Genomic DNA, 24,889 nt, shown 5'->3' with positions numbered 1-24,889 from the left:
GGCCGCGCGCACCGCGGCCACCGGTCTCGCCGAGGTCCTCCAGCTCCTCCGCCTGCAGACCCGCACGGGTCCGCTCCGAGCGCGGCAGGATGCCCTTCGTGCCGGCCGGGATGCCGAGGTCGGAGAACAGGTGCGGGGACGTCGAGTACGTCTCCACCGGGTCGTTGAAGCCCAGCTCCAGCGCCTTGTTGATCAGCTGCCAGCGCGGGATGTCGTCCCAGTCGACGAACGTGATCGCCGTACCCTTGGCGCCCGCGCGGCCCGTACGGCCGATGCGGTGCAGGTACGTCTTCTCGTCCTCCGGGGACTGGTAGTTGATGACGTGGGTCACACCCTCGACGTCGATGCCGCGCGCGGCCACGTCGGTGCAGACCAGGACGTCCACCTTGCCGTTGCGGAAGGCGCGCAGCGCCTGCTCGCGGGCGCCCTGGCCGAGGTCGCCGTGGACCGCGCCGGAGGCGAACCCGCGGCGCTGCAGCTGCTCGGCGATGTCGGCGGCCGTGCGCTTGGTACGGCAGAAGATCATCGCCAGCCCGCGGCCGTCGGCCTGCAGGATGCGGGCGACCATCTCCGGCTTGTCCATGGAGTGACCGCGGTACACGAACTGCTTGATGTTCGCGACCGTCGCGCCCTGGTCGTCCGGCGCGGTGGCGCGGATGTGCGTGGGCCGCGACATGTAGCGGCGCGCGAGCCCGATGACCGCGCCCGGCATGGTCGCCGAGAACAGCATGGTCTGTCGCTTGACGGGCAGCATGTCGATGATCTTCTCGACGTCGGGCAGGAAGCCCAGGTCGAGCATCTCGTCGGCCTCGTCGAGGACCAGGCACTTGACGTGCTTCAGGTTCAGCTTCTTCTGGCCCGCGAGGTCGAGCAGCCGGCCCGGGGTGCCGACGACCACGTCGACGCCCTTCTTCAGGGCCTCCACCTGCGGCTCGTAGGCCCGGCCGCCGTAGATCGCGGTCACCCGCACGTTACGGACCTTGCCGGCCGTCAGCAGGTCATTGGTGACCTGGGTGCACAGCTCGCGTGTGGGGACGACGACGAGGGCCTGCGGGGCGTCTGTGAGGGCCTCGGGGGCGGCGCGTCCGGCCTCCACGTCGGCGGGGACGGTGACGCGCTCGAGGAGCGGAAGACCGAAGCCCAGCGTCTTGCCGGTGCCGGTCTTGGCCTGGCCGATGACATCCGTGCCGGACAGGGCGACGGGGAGCGTCATCTCCTGGATGGGGAAGGGATTGATGATGCCGACGGCCTCCAGGGCCTCGGCGGTCTCGGGGAGGATTCCGAGTTCTCGAAACGTCGTAGTCAGGGTCATGCCTCTTCTGTGTGCGCGGTGCGAGGCGAGCGCGGGGGTCATGACGGACCGTGCCGGGGACGTCGGCTGCCGTACGGGCGAACCACTGGGGCAAGCCGTAAAGCACGGGACCTCTGCCGACGCTCTAGCGCTCGTACCGCTGAGGGTCCCTCCGGTCGGCGTACGTACTGTGTCGTACGACCAGGGAGGGCTGTCGGGTCGGAGCCGATCGGGCCACCGACCGGGCATCCTCATGCGTGCGCCCTGTCGGGAGACGTCGAACACCGTCGACGCACTCTGGCAGGCGCATTACCACCATACCCCGGATTCACGCACATGCGATGGCCGATTTGGTCACGTCATGGTGGTCACACTGATCCACCAGGGCCTTCCGGGGCCGCGCGAGCGGACTATTGTGCGCCTCATGACTAGCTCTGACAAGCCTGAGAACGACTCCGCAGCGCCCACGGGCGTCGCCGCCCAGGACTGGGCGCAGGCCTCCGCCGACCCGCACTACCGCGCCGCCGTCGTGGACCTGCTCGGCGCGCTCGCGTACGGGGAGCTGGCGGCGTTCGAGCGGCTCGCGGAGGACGCGAAGCTCGCGCCGACCCTCGCGGACAAGGCGGAGCTGGCGAAGATGGCCTCGGCCGAGTTCCACCACTTCGAGCGGCTGCGGGACCGGCTGACCGAGATCGGCGAGGAGCCGACGGCCGCCATGGACCCGTTCGTCGCCGCGCTCGACGGCTTCCACAAGCAGACCGCGCCCTCGGACTGGCTGGAGGGCCTGGTCAAGGCGTACGTCGGCGACTCGATCGCGAGCGACTTCTACCGGGAGGTCGCGGCCCGGCTCGACTCCGACACCCGGGAACTGGTTCTCGCCGTTCTCGACGACACCGGGCACGCCGAGTTCGCGGTGGAGAAGGTGCGGGCCGCCATCGACGCCGACCCGCGCGTCGGCGGCCGGCTGGCGCTGTGGGCGCGGCGGCTGATGGGGGAGGCGCTGTCGCAGTCCCAGCGGGTGGTCGCCGACCGTGACGCGCTGTCCACGATGCTCGTGGGCGGGGTGGCCGACGGGTTCGATCTCGCGGAGGTCGGGAGGATGTTCTCGCGGATCACTGAGGCGCACACCAAGCGGATGGCTGCGCTGGGCCTCGCGGCCTGAGAGCGGGTGGGCTCTGGGGGTGGGTGCCGTTGTCTCGCGGCTGCGGGTGCGTGGGGGCTGGTCGCGCAGTTCCCCGCGCCCCTGACGGCTCGGCTGCGCCTACGCCGTCGCTGATCGTCGGCGCAGGCCCGCCGACGGGCGCAGGAGGAGGGACAGGGACGCTGCCGAGATGATCGCGGCGCCCACGAGGCTCAGCCAGGCGGCGCCGGGGCCGAGGGCGGTGTGGGTGACGAAGTCGCCGAAGAGGGCGCCGGCCACGCCTGTCGAGAGGACCAGCGGGCGGGCCGGAAGCCGGTGCGACAGGCGGTACGCCGCCGCCCCGGCGAGGATCAGACCGAGCACTGCGGATCCGAGTGCTTCCAGGATCATGTCGGGGTCCCTCCCACGGCCGGTCTGGCCAGATACGGTCGTAGCCCGTCATACCCGTGACCTGCGGAGTGCAACCCTCCGCTGTGGAGGAGTTGTGCTCCAACTGTGTGCACAGTCCGTGCGGAAGCCTACGGAAGGCTGTGGTCACACCCCGAACGAAAGGGCCCGGTGGCACACAGCCACCGGGCCCTTTTCGCTCCGTCGGCCTACAGCGCGCCGAACCCCACCTTGCGCACGGTCGGTTCGCCGATCTCCACGTACGCCAGGCGGTCGGTCGGCACCAGGACCTTGCGGCCCTTCTCGTCCTCGAGGCTCAGCAGCCGCGTCTTGCCGGTCAGCGCCTCGGACACCAGGCGCTCGACCTCCTCGACGCTCTGACCGCTCTCCAGAACGATCTCGCGCGGCGCGTGCTGCACGCCGATCTTGACCTCCACGGCTTTGTCCCTCCGACGGTCAGTGATGTGCGCGATCTTCCGCGCCGTACCCAGCACACATTAGTCCGGTGAGGGGACGTACACGCTGCGGGCCGGAACGCCGTCAGCGAACAGCGTGCGGGAACAAACGGCCGTCTGCGGTGCTCAGTGGTGTTCGGTGCCGTGCAGCGGGAAGCCGGCGATCCCCCGCCAGGCCAGCGAGGTCAGCAGCTGCACCGCCTGGTCGCGCGGCACGCTGCGGTCGCTGTGCAGCCAGGAGCGGGCCACCACCTGGGCGAGACCGCCGAGGCCTGAGGCGAGCAGCATCGACTCCGCGCGCGACAGGCCGGTGTCCTCGGCGATGACCTCGCAGATCGCCTCGGCGCAGTCGTTCGTGACCTTGTCGACGCGCTCGCGGACCGCGGGCTCGTTCGTCAGGTCCGACTCGAAGACCAGCCGGAAGGCGCCGCCGTCGTCCTCGACGTACGCGAAATAGGCGTCCATCGTGGCCCGGACGCGCTGCTTGTTGTCGGTCGTCGAGGCCAGCGCGCTCCGCACGGACTGGATCAGCGACTCGCAGTGCTGGTCCAGCAGGGCCAGATACAGGTCGAGCTTGCCGGGGAAGTGCTGGTAGAGCACCGGCTTGCTCACGCCGGCCCGCTCGGCGATGTCGTCCATCGCCGCGGCGTGATAGCCCTGCGCGACGAAAACCTCCTGGGCCGCGCCCAGGAGCTGGTTCCGTCGGGCTCGGCGCGGCAGACGGGTGCCACGCGGGCGGGCCGCCTCAGTTTGCTCGATGGCTGTCACGCCGCCTCCCAAAGTCGTCCATTTCGCGGTGTCAGCCGCGCGGCCATCGTACTTTTCGGTAACCGTGGTGTGCGCGGTGCGAGCGCAGAATTTCACGTACCGGACGGTGGCGAAAGCGGCACCGGGCTCCGGGTACGGCCGCGGGACCGCGTCGGGGTCAGCGGTAGTCGTCCTCGTCGAGTGAGACGACACGCGCCTGTTCGACCAGATCGGCCACGTTCGCACGGTCCTGGTCCACACCCGTCAGCGGGTCGTCATGCTCCGGTGAGAGGTCGGTGTGCTGCTCGGCGGCGTCCGCCTCGGGTGCCTCGACGTCGCTCTCGGCCTGGTCGGTCTCCAGGTCCTCCTCGGCCGCGTCGGGCTCTGTGGGGTCATAGGCCATGGTGGGCTCCCTTCCTACGAACGTCCCTGGAAACAGCAGGGGCCACATGCGGGTGCCCTCGGTATGAGCCTATGAGACACCCCTCCCGTACGCCATGCCGTCTCGTCCGTTCGCTGCCCTTGTTCACCGGTGAACACCGGTGTTCACCGATCACGTACGTTCCGCTCGCAGTCGTCCGGTTCACCTGTCACTCCCGGTTCACTCTGTGACCGCGAACACACGAACCTCGGCGTGATCACCTCGTAACATTGGCGCATGTCTTCGACCGAGTCGCCGTCCGTGCCGGCCGCCAGTGTGCTTCCGAAGGTGGCGCCCGTCCGGGTCGGTGAGGGCGAGCGGCTGCGGTCCGTGGGGCTGCCCGGGGTCACCCTGTCGATCCGTTCCCGCCGTCCCGCGCGCGAGGGCCTGCCGCCCGCGCTGTACGTCCACGGGCTCGGTGGTTCCTCGCAGAACTGGTCGACGCTGATGGCCGAGCTGGACGGCGTCGTCGACAGCGAGGCGCTCGACCTGCCGGGCTTCGGCGACTCACCACCCCCGGACGACGGGAACTACTCCGTCACCGGGCACGCGCGCGCGGTGATCCGCTATCTCGACGCGGCCGGCCGCGGCCCGGTCCACCTGCTCGGCAACTCACTCGGCGGCGCGGTCACCACGCGCGTGGCCGCCGTACGACCCGACCTCGTCCGTACGCTCACCCTCGTGTCGCCCGCCCTGCCGGAGCTGCGCATTCAGCGCACCGCGGCGCCGACCGCGCTGCTCGGCGTGCCCGGGGTCGCGGCCCTGTTCACCCGGCTCACCAAGGAGTGGACGGCCGAGCAGCGGGTGCGCGGGGTGATGGCGCTCTGCTACGGCGACCCGTCGCGGGTGTCGCCCGAGGCGTTCCAGGACGCGGTCGAGGAGCTGGAGCGGCGGCTGCAGCTGCCGTACTTCTGGGACGCGATGGCCCGCTCCGCGCGCGGGATCGTCAACGCGTACACGCTCGGCGGACAGCACGGGCTGTGGCGCCAGGCCGAGCGCGTGCTCGCGCCGACCCTGCTCGTCTACGGCGGCCGCGACCAGCTGGTCGGCTTCCGCATGGCCGGCCGCGCCGCCCGCTCCTTCCCTGACTTCCGCCTGCTGTCCCTGCCGGACGCCGGGCACGTGGCGATGATGGAGTACCCGGACGTGGTGGCCACGGCGTTCCGTGAACTCCTCGGGGACACCGGGCGGTTGAGCACGGACGCCGAGGACGCCGACAGTGGCGTCGCCGCCCCGGGCGCGGGGAGCTGAGGCCCGCGTGGGACGCCACAGCCGGCGGGGCCCGTCCCCCAAGGACGACTCCGCGGACATAACCGCCAACCGCACACCCCAGCAGGGCACCCGCCCGAGCGCCCGCAGGAACGTTCCGGAGCAAGGGGGCGCATCCGGGACGCCGTATGGGGAAGGGCCGTACGGTGCCGCCGCGGCGCGAGGCGGACAGCCGCTGCTGCCGGGCCAGCGACAGGCGCCGATGGGCGGCACGCCGGCCCATGGCGTGCCTGGATTTCCCGATGGGACTCCGGTTCATGGTGTGCCGCGTTTCGCTGACGGCACGCCGGCCGATGGTGTTCCGAGGCTTCCCGATGGGACTCCGGCGCACGGTGTGCCCCGATTCCCCGACGGGACCCCCGCGCAGGGTGTCCCGAGGCTTCCCGACGGCACCCCCGGGCACGGTGTGCCGCGTTTTCATGAGGGTGCTGCCGCCCGTGGTGGGCACCCCGAGCAGCGGGAAGCCGGTGGTGGCTGGGGTGAGTTCGCGGGGGCGGCCGGGCCCGGTGTCGTACTTCCGCGTCAGCGGCCGGCGGGGCCGGGTGCAGGGCCGGGAGCCGGGCCTCGGCAGGAGTTCCTCGACGCCTTCGCCGACGGGCGCGCCGGCGGGCGCGGTGGCACGGCTGGGACGGACGAGGACATCGACGTCTTCGCACCCCGCAAGGGCGAGCCTCGCCCAGCCGAGGAGTACCCGGCCGACGCGCCGGAGGCAGGCGCCCCGGAAGGGGCGCGGGGAGCTGCGCGAGCAACCACGGCGCACTCGCCGTCGCGCGACGACGGAGCCACCTCCCAGGGAGCGCTTCGCGGCCGGACCCTCACCGGTATCGCCGCGGCCGCCGTCACCACCGTGCTCGCGGTGATCGTCGCCGGACAGGTGGCCAAGTCGCAGGACGACGGCGGCACGCAGTCGCGGTCCGCGTCCGGCCAGGCCGGTGACGCGCGCCCCGAAGCCGGCCAGACCCCGTCCTCCTCACCCGGCACGGTCACGCTGTCGTACGAGCAGAAGATGGACCGGACGTACCCGCTCAGCGCCACGCTGAAGGGCTCGGGGAAGTTCGAAGCGGTGCCCGGTTTCGCCAAGGCGCCCGGCACCGGGCGGAAGTACACCTATCGCGTGGACGTCGAGCAGGGCATGGGCCTGGACGGTGAGCTGTTCGCCGAGGCCGTGCAGAAGACCCTGAACGACGACCGCAGTTGGGCCCACGGCGGCGCCCGTACCTTCGAGCGGATCTCCTCCGGCAAGCCAGACTTCGTGATCACCCTGGCCAGCCCCGGTACGACCGCCCAGTGGTGCGCCAAGTCCGGGCTGGACACCACGGAGGACAACGTCTCCTGCGACTCCGCCTCCACCGAACGAGTGATGATCAATGCATACAGGTGGGCCCAGGGCAGCAAGACATACGGGGACAAAATCCATCCCTACCGGCAGATGTTGATCAACCATGAGGTCGGCCACCGGCTCGGGTACGGCCATGTGAGCTGCCAGAAGAGCGGCGAACTCGCTCCCGTCATGCAGCAGCAGACCAAGTTCCTCGACCATGACGGAATCCACTGTCTGCCCAACCCCTGGCCGTATCCCAGGAGTTGACGGGCGCCGCTTACGTCACATTGACATGAGGCGTATGTTCGTTCATATTTCTGCGCATGTGGTCTAGTCATGCCGTCCGTGAGAGCGCAGCCATCGAGCTGGCGCTCATCGGCGTGACCGCGCTCTGCGTATCCGACATCCACTGTCGCTGACGCCGCCTCCCCGGCGTTCGCGTCGCGACCTTTCTTTCTTCTCCGTCCGTGACCCGTGGTCACGGATTTTTCGGCGACCCGGCGCCGGGGCCGACGTCTGCTCGCAGTCGTCTCATTCCTCGTCCGCATGTCTCACTTTTCGAGAAGCCCTTGATCAGGGCCCCGATCATTTTCCCGATCATTTCCCCGAGAGGTCGTCATTCCGATGCGTCAACCGTCCGTCATAGCGCGCCGCGTGGCAGCGGCATCCGTCAGCCTCGTCGTGGCAGCGGGCGCCGCCGCCTGCGGCCCGAAGGACAACGATGCCAAGGGCTCCGGTGGCGACTCCACGCCCCACAAGGGCGGCACCTTGACGGTGCTGAACTCCCAGCCGCAGACCGACTTCGACCCGGCCCGCCTCTACACCTCCGGCGGCGGAAACGTCCCGTCGCTGGTGTTCCGCACCCTCACCACACGCAACCGCGAGAACGGCGCGGCCGGTTCCAAGGTCGTCCCCGACCTCGCCACCGACACCGGACGCCCCAACAAGGACGCGACCGTATGGACGTACACCTTGAAGAAGGGCCTCAAGTACGAGGACGGCACGCCGATCACCTCGGCCGACATCAAGTACGGCATCGAGCGCTCCTTCGCCCCCGAGCTGTCCGGCGGCGCGCCGTACCTGCGTGACTGGCTGGTCGGCGCCGCCGACTACCAGGGGCCGTACAAGGACAAGAAGGGGCTCTCGGCGATCGAGACGCCGGACGCCCGGACCATCGTCTTCCATCTGGACAAGCCCGAGGGCGAGTTCCCGTTCCTCGCCACCCAGACGCAGTTCACGCCGGTGCCCAAGAGCAAGGACAACGGCACCAAGTACGAGGAGCACCCGATCTCGTCCGGCCCGTACAAGGTCGTCAAGAACGAGAACGACGGCGAGCACGTGCTCCTCACGCGCAACCCGTACTGGTCGGCGGCCACCGACGCCGAGCGCAAGGCGTACCCGGACACCGTCGACGTCCGTTCCGGCCTCGACTCCTCCGTGATCAACCAGCGGCTGTCGGCGTCCCAGGGCGCGGACGCGGCCGCGGTCACCACGGACACCAACCTCGGACCGGCCGAACTCGCCAAGGTCAGCGGGGACAGGGAACTCGCCGCGCGCGTGGGCACCGGCCACTTCGGCTACACGAACTACCTCGCGTTCAACCCGACCGTGAAGCCGTTCGACAACCCGAAGGTGCGGGAGGCGATCGCGTACGCCATCGACCGGTCCTCGGTGGTCAACGCGGCCGGCGGCAGCGCGCTCGCCGAGCCCGCCACGACCTTCCTGCCCCACCAGAAGTCCTTCGGCTACACGCCGTACGACCCGTTCCCGGCCGGCGCCTCCGGCAACCCGGCCAAGGCCAAGGAGCTGCTCGCCCAGGCCGGTTACAAGAGCGGGCTCACCATCACGCTGACCCACTCCAACGCCAAGGACTTCGAGACCAGCCCGGAGATCGCGACCGCCGTCCAGGACGCGCTCAAGAAGGCCGGCATCACGGTCAAACTGCAGGGCCTGGAGGACAACGACTACCGGGGCACGATCCACAGCGTGAAGACCGAGCCCGGTTTCTTCCTCGCGCACTGGGGTGCCGACTGGCCCTCCGGCGGCCCCTTCCTGGCCCCGATCTTCGACGGCCGGCAGATCGTCAAGGATGGAGCCAACTTCAACACGGGCCTGCTCAATGACAAGTCGGTCAATGACGAGATTGACGCGATCAACAAGTTGACCGACCTTGACGCGGCCGCCAAGCGATGGGGTGCACTGGACGAGAAGATCGGCGAGAAGGCCCTCGTCGTGCCGCTGTTCCACCCGGTCTACAAGCGTCTGTACGGCTCGGACGTCAAGAACATCGTCATCAGCGACTGGACCGGCGTGCTGGACATCTCCCAGGTCGCGGTGAAGTGACGCCGTGAGCGAGGCACTTGTCGCCGTCGAGACCGCCGGGGCGGACACCGCCGTCCCGGCGGTCTCGGGGGTACGTCAGTTCTGGCGGCGGCTGCGTGCGCAGCGCGCCGCCCTGGTCGCCGCGGCCGTCGTCGCGCTGCTCGTCCTGATCGCGCTCGCCGCGCCGCTGCTCACCGCGCTGGAGGGCCAGGACCCCACCACCTACCACCCGTCCCTGATCGACTCCGCGCGCGGGGGCGTGCCCATCGGCTCCTTCGGCGGCATCGGCGCCGACCACTGGCTGGGCGTCGAGCCTCAGACCGGCCGCGACATGTTCGCCCGGCTGGTCTACGGGGCGCGGGTGTCGCTGGGGGTGGCGTTGGCGGCGACGGTGGTCCAGGTCTGCATCGGTGTCGCGGTCGGTGTGGCCTCGGCGCTCGGCAATCGATGGGTTGATCAACTGTTGAGCCGGGCAACGGACATCATCGTCGCGATGCCGTTGATGATCATGTCGTTGGCCCTGCTGGCGATCGTGCCGTCGAGCTTCCCGCGGCCCGTCCTGGTCACCCTCGTCATCGGCCTGATCGCCTGGGGCAACATCGCGAAGATCGTGCGGGCCCAGACGCTGTCCCTGAAGGGGCTCGACTACGTCTCCGCCGCCCGGCTGAGCGGCTGGGGCGCCTGGCGGGTCGCCCGCCGCGAGCTGCTGCCCGGCCTCGCGGCCCCCGTCATCACCTACGCCGCGCTGCTGGTGCCCACGAACATCTCCGTCGAGGCGGCCCTGTCCTTCCTCGGCGTCGGCGTGAAGCCGCCCACCCCGTCCTGGGGACAGATGCTGACCGACGCCGACGTCTGGTACCAGGCTGCGCCCCAGTACCTGCTGCTGCCGGCCGGAGCCCTGTTCGTCACCGTTCTCGCCCTCACCGTCCTCGGCGACGGCGTGCGCACCGCCCTCGACCCGCGCGCCGCCTCCCGCCTGGGCGTCGGCACCGGCCGCAAGGAGCCCGCAGCGAGCGAGAAGGAGGGAACCGCATGAACGGCTTCGGCGGATTCCTGCTGCGCCGGGCCGTCGGCACGGTGGTCACCCTGCTCGCCATCTCGGTGATCGTCTACGTCGTCTTCTACGTCACTCCCGGCAACGTCGCCCAGATCACCTGCGGTCCCCGCTGCTCGCCGGAACAGGTGCACCAGGTCGCCGAGCAGCTGAAGCTCGGGGACCCGCTGTATCTGCGCTACTGGCACTTCCTGGAGGGCCTCTTCGTCGGCCAGGACTTCTCCACGGGCACCTCGGTCGCGCACTGCGCGGCGCCCTGCCTCGGGCAGTCGTACCAGACCGACCAGCCCGTCCTGGACATCGTCCTGACCAAGCTGCCGGTCAGCCTGTCGCTGGTCCTGGGCGCGATGGTGGTGTGGCTCGTCCTCGGTGTCGGCACCGGCGTGCTGTCCGCGTGGCGGCGCGGCCGCTTCTCCGAGCGCGCGCTGACCGCGGTCACCCTCGCCGGCACGGCCACGCCCGTCTTCGTCATCGGTCTCGTGCTGATGATCGTCGTCTGCGGCGAACTGCGGCTGCTGCCCTTCCCCGAGTACGTCAACCTCACCGACGACCCCGAACAGTGGGCGTGGAACCTGCTGCTGCCCTGGCTGTCGCTGGCCCTGATCGAGGCGGCCGCCTTCGCCCGCCTGACCCGCGCCTCGATGCTGGAAACCCTCGCCGAGGACCACATCCGCACCTTCCGCGCCTACGGAGTCGGCGAGCGCGCGATCGTCGCACGGCACGCGCTGCGCGGCGCCCTGGCGCCCGTGATCGCGCTGAACGCCAACAACGTCGGCTCCGCCGTCGGCGGCGCCGTCCTCACCGAGACTCTGTTCGGCCTGCCCGGCATCGGCCAGGAGCTGGTGCACGCGGTGAAGGTCGTCGATCTGCCGGTGGTCGTCGGGATGGTCCTGGTCATCGGCTTCTTCGTGGTCCTCGCCAACGCCGTCGCGGACGTGCTGTACGCGGTGGCCGACCGACGGGTGGTGCTCGCATGAGCCCGGACGAACGCATGAGCCTGGTCGAAGTCACGGACCTGACGGTCGAGTTCGGCCACCTGCGGGCCGTGGACGGACTCTCCTTCAGCCTGGCCAAGGGGGCCGCGCTGGCCCTCGTCGGCGAGTCCGGCTCCGGCAAGTCCACGGTCGCGGGTGCCCTGCTGGGCCTGCACCGGGGCACGGGGGCCCGGGTCACCGGTTCGGTCCACGTGGCCGGTACGGACGTACAGGCCGCTCCGGACGAGGAGCTGCGGCGGCTGCGCGGCGCGAAGGCCGCCATGGTCTTCCAGGACCCGCTGTCCTCGCTCGACCCGTACTACGCGATCGGCGACCAGATCGCCGAGGTCTATCGCGTGCACGCGCGCGTCTCGCGTCGTAGCGCACGCGCGCGTGCCGTGGAGGTGCTGGAGCGGGTTGGAATTCCGGACGCTGTACGGCGGTCCCGGTCCCGGCCGCACGAGTTCAGCGGCGGTATGCGCCAGCGAGCCCTCATCGCCATGGCGCTCGCCTGTGAGCCGGACCTGCTGATCGCCGACGAGCCGACCACCGCCCTCGACGTCACCGTCCAGGCCCAGATCCTCGACCTGCTGCATACGCTGCGCGAGGAGACCGGCATGGGCCTGCTGCTCGTCACGCACGACGTGGGCGTCGCCGCCGAGAGCGTGGACGACCTCCTCGTGATGCGGCACGGCAGGGCCGTCGAGCACGGCCCCGTCGGCACGGTCCTCGCGGCTCCCGCCGAGGCGTACACCCGCGAACTCCTCGACGCCGTCCCGCGCGTGGAGGCCCGCCGTGCCGGCTCCCGGGCCACCGACGAGCTCGTGCTGGAGGCCACCGGGCTGCGGCGCGAGTTCGGGCGGGGCAAGCGGGCGTTCGCGGCCGTGGACGACGTCTCGCTGACCGTCCGCCGGGGCGAGACCCTAGGCGTGGTCGGCGAGAGCGGCAGCGGCAAGACCACGCTCGGCCGGATGCTGGTCGGGCTGCTGGAGCCGACGGCCGGCGCGATCCGCTACGCGGGCCGCCCGCACACCGGCGTGAACCCGGCCGTCCAGATGGTCTTCCAGGACCCTGTCTCCTCTCTCAACCCCCGCCGCAGCGTGGGCGAGTCCATCGCCGACCCGCTACGCGCGCGTGGGGAACGCGGTGAGGAGCGCATCCGGGGGCGCGTGACGGAACTGCTGGAGCGTGTGGGTCTCGACAGGGCGCACTGCGACCGCTACCCGCACGAGTTCAGCGGCGGCCAGCGCCAGCGCATCGGCATCGCCCGGGCGCTCGCCGCCGAACCGCGTGTCATCGTCTGCGACGAGCCGGTCTCCGCGCTCGACGTGACCACGCAGGCCCAGGTGGTCGAGCTGCTCGGCGAACTCCAGCGGGAACTCGGCCTCGCGCTGGTCTTCATCGCCCACGACCTCGCCGTCGTACGGCAGGTCAGCGACCGGGTCGCGGTGATGCGCCGGGGCCGGATCGTCGAGTACGGGCCGGCCGACGAGGTGTACGACAGCCCGCGCGAGCCGTACACCAAGCAGCTCCTGGCCGCCGTACCCGCGCTCGACCCGGAGCTGGCGGCCCAGCGGCGCGCGGCCCGCCGGGAGCCGGCTGTGGCGTAACGTTTTGTGCTTGGCCGATCGCCGTGTGAAGCCATAGCGCGACTGAACGCGACCCGCACGCGAAAGTTACGACCGTTCACCCCTTTTGGTGGTGCGATGGACAACCGTCCGTCGCACCACCGCCTTGTCCCCTTACGTTCGTCCCGCCGCGAGCCGCCGGGACAACGGCGGCTCCCCAGACGGGAGATCGGGGGTGCACACGTGCGCATCGGACTGCTTACGGAGGGTGGCTACCCCTATGTGAGCGGTGACGCCGGACTCTGGTGCGAACGGCTCGTGCGCGGGCTCGAGCAGCACGAGTTCGACATCTACGCGCTCAGCCGCAGCCGGCGCCAGGAGGAGGACGGCTGGGTCCCGCTCCCGCCGCACGTCGACCGGGTACGTACGGCGCCGCTGTGGACGTCCGAGGACGACGGGGTCGCTTACGGGCGGCGCGCGCGCCGGCGCTTCACCGAGTGCTACGGCGCACTCGTCGGGGCGATCTGCGCCGGGACCGGGGCCGACGCCGCCTCCGAGGGTGCGGCCGCCGATCTGCCGGACCGTTTCGGCAGCGCGCTGTACGGACTCGCCGAACTCGCCCGCGAGCAGGGCGGACTCGTCGGCGCTCTGCGCTCGGACGCCGCCGTGCACGCCCTCGAACGCGCCTGTCACGCCCCCGGCGCGCTGCGCACGGCGCACGAGGCGCGCCTACCCGATCTGCTCACCGTCACCGCGCACCTTGAACGCGCCCTGCGCCCCCTCTCACTCGACTGGTACGGCGACGACGGCCTCGGCGCGGCCGACCTCTGCCACGCCGCCGCCGGAGGGTCCGCCGCCCTGCCCGGGCTGCTCGCCCGGCACTTCTCCGACGTGCCGCTGCTCGTCACCGAGTACGGTGTACCGCTGCGCTCGCACTACCTGGCCCTCGGCCCCGGCGCCGCCGCCCCCGCCGTACGCGCGCTGCTCGGCGCCTTCCAGGCCCGGCTCGCCGCGGAGGTCTACCGGCGGGCCGAGATCCTCACCCCCGGCAACGCCCACGCCCGCCGCTGGCAGGAACGGTGCGGCGCCGACCGTGCCCGGATCCGCACCGTCCACCCGGGCATGGACGCCGCCCGCTTCGCGGAGGTCGGCGAGGCCCCGGACCGCGCCGACCCGGACACGCTGATCTGGGTCGGGCGCATCGAACCCGCCAAGGACCTCATCTCGCTGCTGCACGCCTTCGCCGAGGTCCGCAAGGAGGAGTCCAAGGCACGCCTCAGGATCGTCGGCGCGCCCTCGGGACCCGAGGGTGCGGCCTACCTCGGCCACTGCCGGGCGCTCGCCGCACAGCTCTTCCCGGACGAGGCGGAGGGCGCGCACGCCGTCGGCGACAACCCGGTCTCCTTCGAGGAGATCGGCGGCCCGGAGGCTCCCACGCTGCCCGACGCGTACGCCGCCGGAGCGGTCGTCGTGCTGTCCAGCGTGGTCGAGGGGTTCCCGATCGGCCTCATCGAGGCCATGTTCTGCGGCCGGGCCACGGTCTCCACCGACGTCGGCGCGGTGGTGGAAGTCATCGGGGGCACGGGGCTCGTCGTGCCCCCGCGCAATCCGAGGGCGCTCGCGGAGGCGTGTGTGGCGCTGCTGCGCGACCCCGAGCGCCGTGAGCGCCTGGGCGCCGCCGCGCGCGCCCGCGCGCTCGAACTGTTCACCGTCGAGCAGAACATCTCGGCATTTCACGGCATTTACCTGGAGATCGTCTCGCACTGTCCGGTCCGCCGGGTCGTCCTCGACGAGGCCGGCGCACCTCTGCCGTTCGCCACCCCCGCCGAGTCCCACGTCCCCGGGCGCTGGACCGGCCCCACGGCCCGCGTCCTGCCCCGGACCGTCCCCGGCTGGGCCACGGCCTCACCGGTACGCGCGACACCTCTGGCGGCTGCGGAGGGGGCGTGATGAGCGAGCTGAGCGAATGGCAGGTGCCGGGGAAGCCGGAAGCCCCGGGTCCGGCCGCCGTGCCGGGGGCTTCCGGTGACGCGTTGCGCGCGGCGAGTGCGCTGGGCGGGCTGGACCGGCCCGGGATGCCCAGGGGAGCAGAACCCTGGGACACGCGGTCGGGGGAGTGGGGCGAGGGAGACCGGGGTGGCGACTGGGGCGGTGAGGAGGCCTGGTCCGGCGACACCTCGTCGGATCGCGCGGGCTCTTCCGTGCCGTCCGGCTCCGTGTCCGGCGCGGTTGGCCCCGCTGGTGTCGCTGACCGGCTCGGCCGGCCCGGCCCCGGACCGCTTGCGGCGAGCGTCGTGACCCAGGCGGAATCGGGCGATCCGGGGTCGCTCAACTCGCCTTCCTGCAAAGGGTATTCGGATGGTCCGGAGTCGAGTAAGGGGCGCGTCGCCGCGCCCCGGCGGGGAGCCGGCGACCCGGTGAAAGCGCTGTTGCACCGGCACCGCGACCTGTGCGAGCGGGCCGTGGACCCCCTGGAGATCGCCGCTGGGCTGGAGGCGCAGGGCGTCACCGACCGGACCGCCGCCCGCTTCCGCCACCGCGACGTCTTCTCGCTCGCCGAGGAGCTGTACGCGCGCGTGCCGCGAGGCGGCGAGCAAGGCCCCCGGACCGAGCCCCTGCCCGCACCCCGTGTCCGCGCGGACTGGATCCTCCTCACCCTCCTGCCCGGCGCCTTCGGCGCGGCCACCGTGGCCGGACTCCGCCTCACCCACGGCCACCCCCGCCTCCTGGACGCCCTCGCGGGCGTCCTCGCCGTCGCCCTCGCCATGCGTGCCGCGCTGCGCCGCGGTCCCCTCGCCGGCCCGGCCGGCACCGGCACACACGCGTGGCGCACGGCGAACGGCACGCGCGCGTGGACCCTCTGGCTGCTCGGATACGCCCTCCTCGGCGACGGTCTCCTCAAGGCCGCCGTGACGGGTGGCCCCGACGCCCTGCCGACCGGCGCCCCGAACGGCCCCTGGCCCACCGCCACCGCGCCCGTCCTGGCCCTCACACTGGCCTGCGCCCCGGCCGCCTGGTGCGCCCATCTGCTCACCACGGGCGCCCGCCGCAGGCTCGTCGGCAGCCGGGGGCTGGGGGACTTCACGGCGGCTGCCAGACCGTTGCTGTTCGGCGCGTTCGCCCTGTTCCTGGGCGCGCTCGCCGCACTGCTCCTGGTGTGCGGCGCCGTCCTGCACGAGCCTGGGGCCTATCCGCAGACCCTCGCCCTGGGCGCGCTGTTGCTGCTCGCCCGCCTGCTCACCGCGCACCACCACCGGCATGCCCCGGCCGTGGTGCTCGGCGCCGCGGCGGCCATGGAGGCGGTGGCCGTCGCCCTGCCGCTGGCCGCGAGGCTGCCCGGCTGCGCGGTCCTGGCGGCCCCTGTACGGACCCTTGTGAACGCCTGGGGCGCGCCCGCCGTCCCGGCACTCGCCTGCGGCGTCGCGGCGCTGGCTCTGCTGGCCCACGCCGGCCGCACCCTCACCCAGGCCTCGGCACACGCGGCCACGGGAGCCCCCGAGTGAACCTTCCGCCACCGGCCCGAACCACCGCCGGAGGCGGTCGCACCACCCCTTTTGAAGGAGAAAGCCAGATGACCACCTCCCGACCCGGAGCGTCCGGAGCCCCCGGAACCGCCGGCTCGTCCGCAGCTGCCGCAGCCGTGGGCGCAGGAGCCGCCGGGACCGCCGGAGCCGGAGTCCGGGGACTCACCGGATCCGCCGGCACCGTGAGAGCGGGCGGACCCACCGCACCCTCTTGGCCCACCACACCCGTCGACCCCGCCAGGCAGAGCGGCTGTACCAGTCCTGCCGCCCGTGCCGGTCACACGGATCCCACCAGCCACATCGATACCCCCAATCCCGCCAGTCACATGGGTCCTATCGGTATCGGTCACAGCGGCCGCATCAGTCGTGCTGCCACGGCCAGTTACACCGATCCCGCCAGTCACATTTGTCCCCTTCACATTTGTCCCCTCAGCCACGCCGGCTCCGCCCGTCACGCCAGTGCCCACACCCCGGGAGCCGTCCGATGAGGGTTCTGCTGATCGGAGCCAACGGATACATCGGCCGCTTCGTGGCCGACCGCCTGCTCGCCGACCCGGCCGTCCAGCTGACCGCGCTCGGCCGCGGCGACGACGCCGACGTCCGCTTCGACCTCGCCACCGGCAGCCCCGGCGCACTCACCCGCTTCCTGGACGCGGTGCACCCCGGAGTCGTGATCAACTGCGCGGGCGCCATCCGCGGCGGCGCCCGCGAGCTCACCCGGCACAACACCGTGGCCGTCGCCACCGTCTGCGAGGCCCTGCGCCGCAGCGGTTGTGGCGCCCGCCTGGTGCAGATCGGGTGCAGCTCCGAGTACGGGCCGAGCCAGCCCGGCTCCTCCACCGCCGAGGACGCCGTACCGCGCCCCGGCGGCCCGTACGGCGTCAGCAAGCTCGCCGCGACCGAACTGGTCCTCGGCTCCGGCCTGGACGCCGTCGTGCTGCGCGTCTTCTCACCGGCCGGCCCCGGCACCCCGGCCGGCTCCCCGCTGGGCCGGCTCGCCGAGGCCATGCGGCGGGCCATGCAGTCCGGCGACGGCGAACTCAAACTCGGCGGCCTCGGCATCCAGCGCGACTTCGTCGACGTACGCGATGTCGCCCGCGCCGTGCACGCCGCCTCGCTCTCCGCCGCCCAGGGCGTCATCAACATCGGCTCAGGCCGCGCCGTCCGCCTCCGCGACGCCGCCGCCGTCCTCGCGCGCGTGGCCGGGTACGGCGGTGCCCTCCACGAGCTGGACGCCCCGCCCGGCCCGCTGCGCGGCGCCATCGGCCACCCCCGCGCCGACTCCGACCACGCGGCCCCGGTGGCGTACCCGTACCCCGACGGCTGCGGCAGCTGGCAGCAGGCCGATGTGCGCACCGCGCGCGACCGGCTCGGCTGGCGGCCCCGCATCAACCTCGAAGAATCCCTTGCCGACATCTGGATGGAGGCGGCATGCCGCATCTGACCAGCACCACAGCAGGCACCACGAGCACCGGCCTGCGCACCGCCCTCGGCATCCCCGGCTACGCCCACCCACTCGTCGCCCCCGCCCAGTGGGCCGAACTCGCCCGCCCGGGCACCCCGCTGGACTGGGTGGTCCTCAACGTGGCCGGGGGCCCCGGCAGCCGCCCGGACCCGCACTGCCTGGAAGCCGCGGGCCGGCTGCGCGGCGCGGGCGTCCGCGTCCTCGGCCAACTGGACCTCACCCACGGCGCCCGCGACTTCGGCGACCTGCTCTCCGACGCCCACCGCCACCTCGACTGGTACCGGGTCGACGGCTTCCTGCTGGACCGCTGCCCCACCGACCGAACCGCGCTCCCCGAGGTCCGCCGTGCGGTCACCACGCTCCGGGCGATCAGTGACGGCGCGCACATCGTCCTCGGCCACGGCAGCCACCCGTACCTCGGGTACGCGGAGCACGCCGACCAGCTGGTGACCTTCTCGGGCGCCTGGTCCGACTACCGCTGGTCGCAGGTCGCCGAATGGACCGCCGACTATCCGCCCGACCGCTTCTGCCACTTCGTGCACAGCGTGCCCCGCGGCCACCTGGAGGAGGCGCTGCGCATCGCACGCTGGCAGGGAGCGGCGACGATCTACTTCACCGACCGCACGGACCGCCGCGGCCGCGCCGACCCCTGGGAGACGATGCCCGGCTACTGGGACGAAATCGTCTCGCGTATCGGAACAGGTGTCTCGGAATGAAGAAGGCCATGGCAGTGTTTACGAGAAGAACACTGTAGTGATTGACCGATCAACGGAGTCCCCGTGTCGCTGCCACCCCTGGTTGAGCCAGCTGCTGAGCTCACCGTAGACGAGGTCCGCAGGTACTCCCGCCACCTGATCATCCCCGACGTCGGGATGGACGGGCAGAAGCGGCTGAAGAACGCCAAGGTGCTCTGTGTGGGCGCCGGCGGCCTGGGCTCGCCGGCGCTGATGTACCTGGCCGCCGCGGGCGTGGGCACCCTCGGCATCGTGGAGTTCGACGAGGTCGACGAGTCGAACCTGCAGCGCCAGATCATCCACAGCCAGTCCGACATCGGCCGGTCCAAGGCCGAGTCCGCCCGTGACACCGTCAAGGGGATCAACCCGTACGTGAACGTGGTCCTTCACGAGGAGCGGCTCGAAGCCGAGAACGTGATGGACATCTTCAGCCAGTACGACCTGATCGTCGACGGCACGGACAACTTCGCGACCCGCTACCTGGTCAACGACGCCTGCGTGCTGCTGAACAAGCCGTACGTATGGGGTTCGATCTACCGCTTCGACGGCCAGGCCTCTGTCTTCTGGTCCGAGCACGGCCCCTGCTACCGCTGCCTCTACCCGGAGCCCCCGCCGCCCGGCATGGTCCCCTCCTGCGCCGAGGGCGGCGTCCTGGGCGTGCTGTGCGCGTCCATCGGCTCCATCCAGGTCAACGAAGCCATCAAGCTCCTCGCGGGCATCGGCGAGCCGCTGGTCGGCCGCCTGATGATCTACGACGCCCTGGAGATGCAGTACCGCCAGGTGAAGGTCCGCAAGGACCCGAACTGCGCGGTCTGCGGCGAGAACCCGACCGTCACCGAGCTCATCGACTACGAGGCCTTCTGCGGCGTCGTCTCCGAGGAGGCCCAGGAGGCGGCCCTCGGCTCGACGATCACTCCGAAGCAGCTCAAGGAGTGGATCGACGAGGGCGAGAACATCGAGATCATCGACGTCCGCGAGCCGAACGAGTACGAGATCGTCTCCATCCCGGGCGCCAAGCTGATCCCGAAGAACGAGTTCCTCATGGGCGCCGCCCTGCAGGACCTGCCGCAGGACAAGAAGATCGTCCTGCATTGCAAGACGGGTGTCCGCAGTGCGGAAGTCCTCGCCGTTCTGAAGTCCGCGGGCTTCGCCGACGCCGTCCACGTGGGCGGCGGCGTCATCGGCTGGGTCAACCAGATCGAACCGCACAAGCCGGTCTACTGATCAACGGTTCCGCTGACCAGCGGGGCTGACGAAGCCCACGGCTCCGACCAGTTCGGATGCCGTGGGCTTCTGTCGTTGCGATGCCGAGCGTGTCGGCGGCCTGCCGGGCGGATATGAACTCAATGGAAAACGAGGGCTGTCCGCGATGTCGTACATCGCATTGCCGGGATTCCCGGACGCAGGTCACAGGGGGTAGACGCCTTCGGCCTGTGGGCCCTTTTGGCCTTGGGTAATTTCGAACCCGACCCGCTGGTTCTCCTCCAGGGATCGATAGCCCTGTGTGGTGATCGCGCTGTAATGCACGTACACATCCGGGCCGCCACCGTCCGGCGTGATGAATCCGAACCCCTTCTCCGCGTTGAACCACTTCACGGTTCCCTCGGCCATTTCGCGAGCCCTTCCTGAAAGGCCAGCGGTTGATCAACGCGGGCCTGGGTCATGGTACGGAACCCCTTTCCAGGACATCACGCCGCCAGCCGAGTGGCGACATCAGGTACGCCATTCGGGTGATCCTTGAGTTGCGTGACGGCCCAGGGGACCCGTAGCCCTGTTCGGGTCAGGAGCAGACCGTGCCGGTCTGCGGTTCCTTGCCGTCCAGCAGGTAGGCGTTCACCGCGCTCTGTACGCACGCGTCCTTGCTGTCGTACGCACCGTGCCCCTGGCCCTTGTACGTCAGCTCGACGGCGACGCCCTTGCCGAGCGCCTCGACCATCTTCTTCGCGCCCTCGTACGGAGTGGCCGGGTCGCCGGTGTTGCCGACGACGAGGATGGGCGCCGAGCCGGGTGCGCTGACGTCCGGGTGATCGGCGGCGCCCGGTACGGCCCAGTCGGTGCAACTGACCATGCCCCAGGCCAGGTAGTCCCCGAACAGCGGGGAGGCGGCGCGGAACTCGGGCAGCTTCCGCTGGACGTCGTCGGCGGTGTACCGAGGTTTCTCGTCGGCGCAGTTGATGGCGGTGTTCGCCGCGGTGATGTTGCTGTACTCGCCGTTCTCGCTGCGGCCGTTCATCGAGTCGGACAGCAGCATCAGGACCTTGCCGTCGCCCTCGTACGCCTGCTCCAGGCCCTCGGTGAGGTACTCCCAGAAATCCTTGGAGTACAGGGACTGTGCGATGCCGTTGGTCGCGGCGGTCTGGGTGAGCTGGCGCGGCGGGATGCCCGGGATCGGTTTGTTCTCCAGGTCGTTGAGGAGTTTCGCGATGCGGTCCTTCACGTCCTGCGCGGTGTTGCCGATCGGGCACTCGGAGGTCTTCGAGGTGCAGTCCTCGGCGAAGTTGTCGAGCGCGAGCTGGAAGCCCTTGGCCTGTCCCAGCGCGCTCTCTTCGGGGTTCTGCGTGGGGTCGACGACGGCGTCGAGGACGGCCCGGCCGACGTTCCTGGGGAACAAGTGGGCGTACACGCCGCCGAGTTCGGTGCCGTAGGAGATGCCGAAGTAGTGCAGCTTGGCGTCGCCGAGGACCTGGCGCATCAGGTCCATGTCGCGGGCCGCGTCCGTGGTCGACACGTGCGGCAGGATCTGCCGGGAGTTCTTCTCGCAGGCCGCGTTGAACTGCTTGGTGCGGTTCACCAGCGCGGTGCGCTCGGCGCTGTTGTCAGGGGTCGCGTCCTGCTGGAAGTACACGTCCAGCTGGGCATCGCTCTCGCACTTCACCGGCGCACTGCGGCCGACCCCGCGCGGGTCGAAGCTGACCAGGTCATAGCGGGCGCGCAGGGCGGCGTAGTCCTCGCCGAACGCGGGCAGTGTGCTGACGCCGCTGCCGCCGGGCCCGCCGAAGTTGAACACCAGCGAGCCGATCCGCTTGCTCGCGGGGCCGCTGGCCTTGGCGCGGATCAGGGCGATGCCGATGGTGTCGCCCTTCGGTTTGCTCCAGTCCAGGGGTGCCTTCATGGTGGCGCACTGCCAGGTGCCGCCGCCCGGCAGCGGGGAGGGGGCGGTGCCGCCGCCCTCCGCCTCGGACGGGGCCGGGCAGCCCTTCCAGTCCAGCTTCTGCGCCGAGAGATCGCCGTCCTTGCCACCGTCGCCGCATCCGGCCAGCAGGGCCGACAGCAGCAGGGCAGAGGTGGCCAGGGCGGCGGCGCGCAGCCGGGAGGGAATCGCCATGTCCCCATCCTGGGGGCGTGCACGCCGGTGCGCGCGGGGCGCGGGCCGTCCGAGGTACGCCCCCTGCCGTCATGATCAGGCGCGCACTCCTGTCGTGACGAGGCGCGCACTTCTGCCGTGACGAGGCGCACGCCCCCTGCCCAGAGGGGCTCGGTCGCCTACAGGGCTCCCTTGCGGGTGAGGTGGTTGAAGGCCAGCCAGCCCGGGAGCACCGGCAGCCACAGCGTCAGCAGGCGGTACAGCAGCACGGCCGGAGCGGCGACCTCCTTGGGGAGGCCGAAGGCGATCAGGCCGAGCGTGAGGCTCGCCTCCACCGCGCCCACGCCGCCCGGGGTGGGCGCCGCGGACCCGAGCGCGTTGCCGGCAAGGAAGACGACGGCGACGCTGGCGATGCTGAGCGAGGAGGTGCCGTCGCCGAAGGCCCGCACGGAGGCGTCCAGGCACATCACGAAGCAGGCCGTCAGCAGAAGCATGCCGCCGATGCCGGTGACGAGCTTCTGCGGCCGCTGCAGCACATCGAGCATGCGCGGTACGACACCGGCGAACAGCGACCGCACGCGCGTGACGACGAATTTCCGCAGGAACGGCACCGAGGTCACCACGAGCACCAGCACCGCCACCGTCAGCAGACCCGCGATGACGGTCCGGGACGGCGACAGCGACGGCGTCTTCTCCGTGCCGGTCAGATAGCCGAAGGACAGCAGCATCAGGATGTGGCAGCCGAGCCCGAACAGCTGCGACGCGCCGACGCTCGCCACCGCGAGCCCGGCGCGCACGCCGGCGCGCTGCAGGAAGCGCGTGTTGAGGGCGACACCGCCGACCGCGGCAGGCGCCACGATCTTCACGAAGGACCCGGCGACCTGGGCGGCCGCGGTCCGCAGGAACGGCACCCGCTCCGGCACGAAGCCCAGCAGCGCCATCGCCGCGGCGACATAGCTGAGCGCGGAGAACGCCACCGCGGCGAGCACCCAGCCCCACTGGGCCTGCGCGAACAGCGTGCCGAACTCGATGTGGGTGAGCTGCGTCAGCAGGTAGTACGCGCCGATCGCACCCGCGATGAAGCTGATGAGCGTGCGCGGCCGCACCCGCTCCAGCCGGGCCGGCTCCACGGGCGCCTGCGGCCTGATCCGCAGCACCTCGTGCCGGATCTGGGTGAGCAGATCCTCCTCGCGGGCCTCGTCGAGGGCTTCGTCCATGGCCCGCCGCTCCGCACGCTGCTCCGCGCGGACCGTCTTCTTGCCGGGCTCTTCGAGGGCGGACCCGCTGGTCTCGGCGGCCTCGTCCAGGCGGGCCTGCTTGGCCTGCCGGGACGCCTCCAGGACCGCTTCCCGTTCGCGCTGGGCGCGCTCCCGGGCCAGCCGGCGCAGCGTCGCGCGCGTGGAGCGCGTCAGCGCGATCGGCTGCAGCATCGGAAGGCAGTCGGCGACCGCGTCGGGGCCGAGCACGCCGACCGCCGAGGCCACCGCCCGCTCGGCGCCCACCCGCAGACCGAGCGTCGTGACCAGCTGCGCCACGTCCATGCGCAGCAGCAGCTCACCGGCCGCGATCTCGCCGCCGCGCAGCTCGGTGAGGATCACCCTGCCGGAACGATCCACCAGAATCGCGTCACCTGCGAGCCTGCGGTGCGCGATGCGCCGCGACTGCAGCGCCTGTACCTGGTGCCAGGTGTTGCGCAGCAGCTCGTCGGTGATCTCCGCGTCGGCCAGCGAGTCCAGCGTGCGCCCGCCGGAGTGCTCGTAGACGAGCATGACGGCGTCGGGGCCGAGTTCGGAAGTGGCGATCAGCTTGGGCGCGTTGGCGCCGGCCGCGATCGCCGCGTACGCCAGCAGCGCCTCCTGTTCCAGCGCCTGGCGCAGCGACTGCAGGCTGGAGCGGGTGGCGAAGCCGCGCAGGGTGAGATTGCGCCACGCGCGGTAGAAGAAGCCCTGGGCCTGCTGTTCCCGGTCCACGACCGTGACGTCCAGCGGCGGGCCGTCCTCCAGGGTGACGAAGTAACGCCGGCCGCGGTCGCCGTTCTCCGACTCCGTGGTCTCCTCGCGGGCCGCGCTGACGGGGTGGAAGCCGACGTGGCGCAGGCCTGCCATCAGGGTCTGCCCGGTGGGGCGGACATTGGGGGAGCCGACCGCGTACAGCGTGCCGTAGGCGACGGTCCAGCCGATCAGCACCGTCAGGATGATCGAGAACGGGGTCGTGTAGCCCGTGACCAGCATCGAGAACGCGTCGAGCAGCAGCACGATCCACAGCACCGCGCGCCATCTGGGTCTGCGGGACATGCCGACGGCCGTCATATAGGCGATGACGGGGGCCAGATAGCCGTGCACGGGGTCGGTCAGGGCGTGGATGTCGCCCGGCGAGGGCTGGGTGAGCGCCTCCTGGATCGAGTCCGGTGCGGCCCGCGCGACCCACAGGTCGGTCGCCAGGGTCACTCCGTGGGCGAGGACGGCCGCGAGGACGCCGTCGGCGATGCGCAGCCCGTCCCGTTTGATCAGCCGCTCGATCGCGAAGGCGACCGGCACCAGCAGGATCGCGATGCTGGACGCCAGACCCGCGATCTTGATGAGCAGGTCGGGGGCCTGCCCGGTGCCCTTGTTGATGTCCTGTTCGAGGCCCGAGGTGGTGCCGTGCGCGAACGCGGCGATCGCGAGCAGCACCACGATGGCGAGCAGGCCCACCAGGAGCCGCATGAGGTCGGAGGGGCGGTGCACACGCGCGGGGAGCAGCGGTTCGTCGCCCTCCACGGCCTCGGCGTGGGGATCGTCGTCTGCGCCCGGACCGTGGTCGGGGGGCGTGTTCTCCGGGACGTGCGCCCCCTCGGTCTCGTGGTGGTTCGCACGCGCGCGCGTGCCCGCGTCTTCCACGCCGTTGCCCCTGGACGCGCCGGCGTCTCCTGT

General features: G+C 71.3%; 21 protein-coding genes. 13 read left to right on the top strand and 8 right to left on the bottom strand.

Annotated features, from left to right (window positions below; translation table 11 throughout):
- The coding region (locus tag M878_RS63645) for a DEAD/DEAH box helicase (protein WP_031224911.1) at window positions 1-1,213 on the bottom strand (1,213 nt) is incomplete at its 3' end.
- 502 nt (window positions 1,214-1,715) lie between these two features.
- Between M878_RS63645 and M878_RS63640 the strand changes: the two genes are divergently transcribed.
- Complete coding sequence (locus tag M878_RS63640) at window positions 1,716-2,453, top strand: ferritin-like fold-containing protein (protein WP_023546940.1); 738 nt, start codon at window positions 1,716-1,718, stop codon at window positions 2,451-2,453.
- A 99-nt stretch (window positions 2,454-2,552) separates the two neighbouring features.
- Here the strand turns inward: M878_RS63640 and M878_RS63635 are convergent, their stop codons facing one another.
- The 4 genes from M878_RS63635 to M878_RS63625 all read right to left on the bottom strand — a co-directional run bounded on the left by M878_RS63635 (window position 2,553) and on the right by M878_RS63625 (window position 4,424).
- The gene (locus tag M878_RS63635; RefSeq protein ID WP_023546939.1) at window positions 2,553-2,822 is read right to left on the bottom strand and encodes a hypothetical protein; all 270 of its coding nucleotides are present in this window, start codon (window positions 2,820-2,822) and stop codon (window positions 2,553-2,555) included.
- 206 nt (window positions 2,823-3,028) lie between these two features.
- Complete coding sequence (locus M878_RS63630; RefSeq protein ID WP_023546938.1) at window positions 3,029-3,256, bottom strand: DUF3107 domain-containing protein; 228 nt, start codon at window positions 3,254-3,256, stop codon at window positions 3,029-3,031.
- Between the two features lie 144 nt (window positions 3,257-3,400).
- Window positions 3,401-4,042 (bottom strand): TetR/AcrR family transcriptional regulator, encoded by a 642-nt coding sequence (locus M878_RS47835; RefSeq protein ID WP_031224910.1) that lies wholly within the window; start codon window positions 4,040-4,042, stop codon window positions 3,401-3,403.
- Window positions 4,043-4,199: 157 nt separating this feature from the next.
- Window positions 4,200-4,424, bottom strand: coding sequence for a hypothetical protein (locus tag M878_RS63625; protein WP_023546936.1), 225 nt, complete (start codon window positions 4,422-4,424; stop codon window positions 4,200-4,202).
- A 255-nt stretch (window positions 4,425-4,679) separates the two neighbouring features.
- Here M878_RS63625 and M878_RS63620 point away from each other — a divergent pair, with 255 nt between their 5' ends.
- The 12 genes from M878_RS63620 to moeZ all read left to right on the top strand — a co-directional run bounded on the left by M878_RS63620 (window position 4,680) and on the right by moeZ (window position 19,897).
- Window positions 4,680-5,693, top strand: a complete 1,014-nt coding sequence (locus M878_RS63620; protein WP_023546935.1) for an alpha/beta fold hydrolase — start codon at window positions 4,680-4,682, stop codon at window positions 5,691-5,693.
- A gap of 7 nt (window positions 5,694-5,700) precedes the next feature.
- Window positions 5,701-7,299 (top strand): DUF3152 domain-containing protein, encoded by a 1,599-nt coding sequence (locus M878_RS47830; RefSeq protein ID WP_031224909.1) that lies wholly within the window; start codon window positions 5,701-5,703, stop codon window positions 7,297-7,299.
- Window positions 7,300-7,355: 56 nt separating this feature from the next.
- Window positions 7,356-7,451, top strand: coding sequence for an Ms4533A family Cys-rich leader peptide (locus tag M878_RS000000101425; RefSeq protein ID WP_342452718.1), 96 nt, complete (start codon window positions 7,356-7,358; stop codon window positions 7,449-7,451).
- A 205-nt stretch (window positions 7,452-7,656) separates the two neighbouring features.
- Window positions 7,657-9,375, top strand: a complete 1,719-nt coding sequence (locus M878_RS63615; protein WP_031224907.1) for an ABC transporter substrate-binding protein — start codon at window positions 7,657-7,659, stop codon at window positions 9,373-9,375.
- Between the two features lie 4 nt (window positions 9,376-9,379).
- On the top strand, window positions 9,380-10,390 hold the full coding sequence (locus M878_RS63610) for an ABC transporter permease (protein WP_023546932.1): 1,011 nt from the start codon (window positions 9,380-9,382) through the stop codon (window positions 10,388-10,390).
- Entirely contained in the window at window positions 10,387-11,385 is a 999-nt protein-coding gene (locus M878_RS63605) for an ABC transporter permease (RefSeq protein ID WP_023546931.1), read from the top strand. Before M878_RS63610 ends, M878_RS63605 begins: the two co-directional genes overlap by 4 nt.
- Before the next feature lie 14 nt (window positions 11,386-11,399).
- The gene (locus M878_RS63600) at window positions 11,400-12,992 is read left to right on the top strand and encodes a dipeptide ABC transporter ATP-binding protein (protein WP_023546930.1); all 1,593 of its coding nucleotides are present in this window, start codon (window positions 11,400-11,402) and stop codon (window positions 12,990-12,992) included.
- A 201-nt stretch (window positions 12,993-13,193) separates the two neighbouring features.
- Complete coding sequence (locus tag M878_RS63595) at window positions 13,194-14,900, top strand: DUF3492 domain-containing protein (protein WP_023546929.1); 1,707 nt, start codon at window positions 13,194-13,196, stop codon at window positions 14,898-14,900.
- A gap of 125 nt (window positions 14,901-15,025) precedes the next feature.
- Window positions 15,026-16,453 carry a hypothetical protein gene (locus tag M878_RS63590; protein ID WP_245238389.1) on the top strand — a complete coding sequence of 476 codons (1,428 nt, stop codon included), beginning with the start codon at window positions 15,026-15,028 and terminating at the stop codon, window positions 16,451-16,453.
- A gap of 505 nt (window positions 16,454-16,958) precedes the next feature.
- A complete protein-coding gene (locus M878_RS63585; protein WP_023546927.1) occupies window positions 16,959-17,918 on the top strand; it encodes an NAD-dependent epimerase/dehydratase family protein in 960 nt (319 codons plus the stop codon).
- The gene (locus tag M878_RS63580; RefSeq protein ID WP_023546926.1) at window positions 17,906-18,655 is read left to right on the top strand and encodes a spherulation-specific family 4 protein; all 750 of its coding nucleotides are present in this window, start codon (window positions 17,906-17,908) and stop codon (window positions 18,653-18,655) included. Before M878_RS63585 ends, M878_RS63580 begins: the two co-directional genes overlap by 13 nt.
- A 63-nt stretch (window positions 18,656-18,718) precedes the next feature.
- A complete protein-coding gene (gene moeZ / locus M878_RS63575; protein WP_023546925.1) occupies window positions 18,719-19,897 on the top strand; it encodes an adenylyltransferase/sulfurtransferase MoeZ in 1,179 nt (392 codons plus the stop codon).
- A gap of 183 nt (window positions 19,898-20,080) precedes the next feature.
- On the opposite strand, the gene M878_RS63570 is transcribed toward moeZ, so the two are convergent.
- The 3 genes from M878_RS63570 to M878_RS63560 form a co-directional block, all read right to left on the bottom strand.
- Window positions 20,081-20,284, bottom strand: a complete 204-nt coding sequence (locus M878_RS63570) for a cold-shock protein (protein ID WP_023546924.1) — start codon at window positions 20,282-20,284, stop codon at window positions 20,081-20,083.
- A gap of 169 nt (window positions 20,285-20,453) precedes the next feature.
- A complete protein-coding gene (locus M878_RS63565) occupies window positions 20,454-21,998 on the bottom strand; it encodes an alpha/beta hydrolase (protein ID WP_023546923.1) in 1,545 nt (514 codons plus the stop codon).
- Between the two features lie 158 nt (window positions 21,999-22,156).
- A complete protein-coding gene (locus tag M878_RS63560) occupies window positions 22,157-24,856 on the bottom strand; it encodes a lysylphosphatidylglycerol synthase domain-containing protein (protein WP_023546922.1) in 2,700 nt (899 codons plus the stop codon).
- Between the last annotated feature and the right edge of the window lie 33 nt (window positions 24,857-24,889).

The sequence above is a fragment of the Streptomyces roseochromogenus subsp. oscitans DS 12.976 genome, assembly GCF_000497445.1.
In the GTDB taxonomy this organism is placed as follows: domain Bacteria; phylum Actinomycetota; class Actinomycetes; order Streptomycetales; family Streptomycetaceae; genus Streptomyces; species Streptomyces oscitans.
Note: the sequence above shows the minus strand (reverse complement) of the source record. Positions and strands in the feature narration are given on the sequence as shown.

Excerpts from the sequence above, each read along its gene's own strand:
- M878_RS63640 (WP_023546940.1), top strand. The coding sequence starts at position 1,716 with ATGACTAGCTCTGACAAGCCTGAGAACGACTCCGCAGCGCCCACGGGC.
- M878_RS63635 (WP_023546939.1), bottom strand. The coding sequence starts at position 2,822 with ATGATCCTGGAAGCACTCGGATCCGCAGTGCTCGGTCTGATCCTCGCC.
- M878_RS63625 (WP_023546936.1), bottom strand. The coding sequence starts at position 4,424 with ATGGCCTATGACCCCACAGAGCCCGACGCGGCCGAGGAGGACCTGGAG.
- M878_RS63620 (WP_023546935.1), top strand. The coding sequence starts at position 4,680 with ATGTCTTCGACCGAGTCGCCGTCCGTGCCGGCCGCCAGTGTGCTTCCG.
- M878_RS000000101425 (WP_342452718.1), top strand. The coding sequence starts at position 7,356 with ATGTGGTCTAGTCATGCCGTCCGTGAGAGCGCAGCCATCGAGCTGGCG.
- M878_RS63615 (WP_031224907.1), top strand. The coding sequence starts at position 7,657 with ATGCGTCAACCGTCCGTCATAGCGCGCCGCGTGGCAGCGGCATCCGTC.
- M878_RS63605 (WP_023546931.1), top strand. The coding sequence starts at position 10,387 with ATGAACGGCTTCGGCGGATTCCTGCTGCGCCGGGCCGTCGGCACGGTG.
- M878_RS63600 (WP_023546930.1), top strand. The coding sequence starts at position 11,400 with ATGAGCCTGGTCGAAGTCACGGACCTGACGGTCGAGTTCGGCCACCTG.
- M878_RS63590 (WP_245238389.1), top strand. The coding sequence starts at position 15,026 with ATGCCCAGGGGAGCAGAACCCTGGGACACGCGGTCGGGGGAGTGGGGC.
- M878_RS63585 (WP_023546927.1), top strand. The coding sequence starts at position 16,959 with ATGAGGGTTCTGCTGATCGGAGCCAACGGATACATCGGCCGCTTCGTG.
- M878_RS63580 (WP_023546926.1), top strand. The coding sequence starts at position 17,906 with ATGCCGCATCTGACCAGCACCACAGCAGGCACCACGAGCACCGGCCTG.
- M878_RS63570 (WP_023546924.1), bottom strand. The coding sequence starts at position 20,284 with ATGGCCGAGGGAACCGTGAAGTGGTTCAACGCGGAGAAGGGGTTCGGA.
- M878_RS63565 (WP_023546923.1), bottom strand. The coding sequence starts at position 21,998 with ATGGCGATTCCCTCCCGGCTGCGCGCCGCCGCCCTGGCCACCTCTGCC.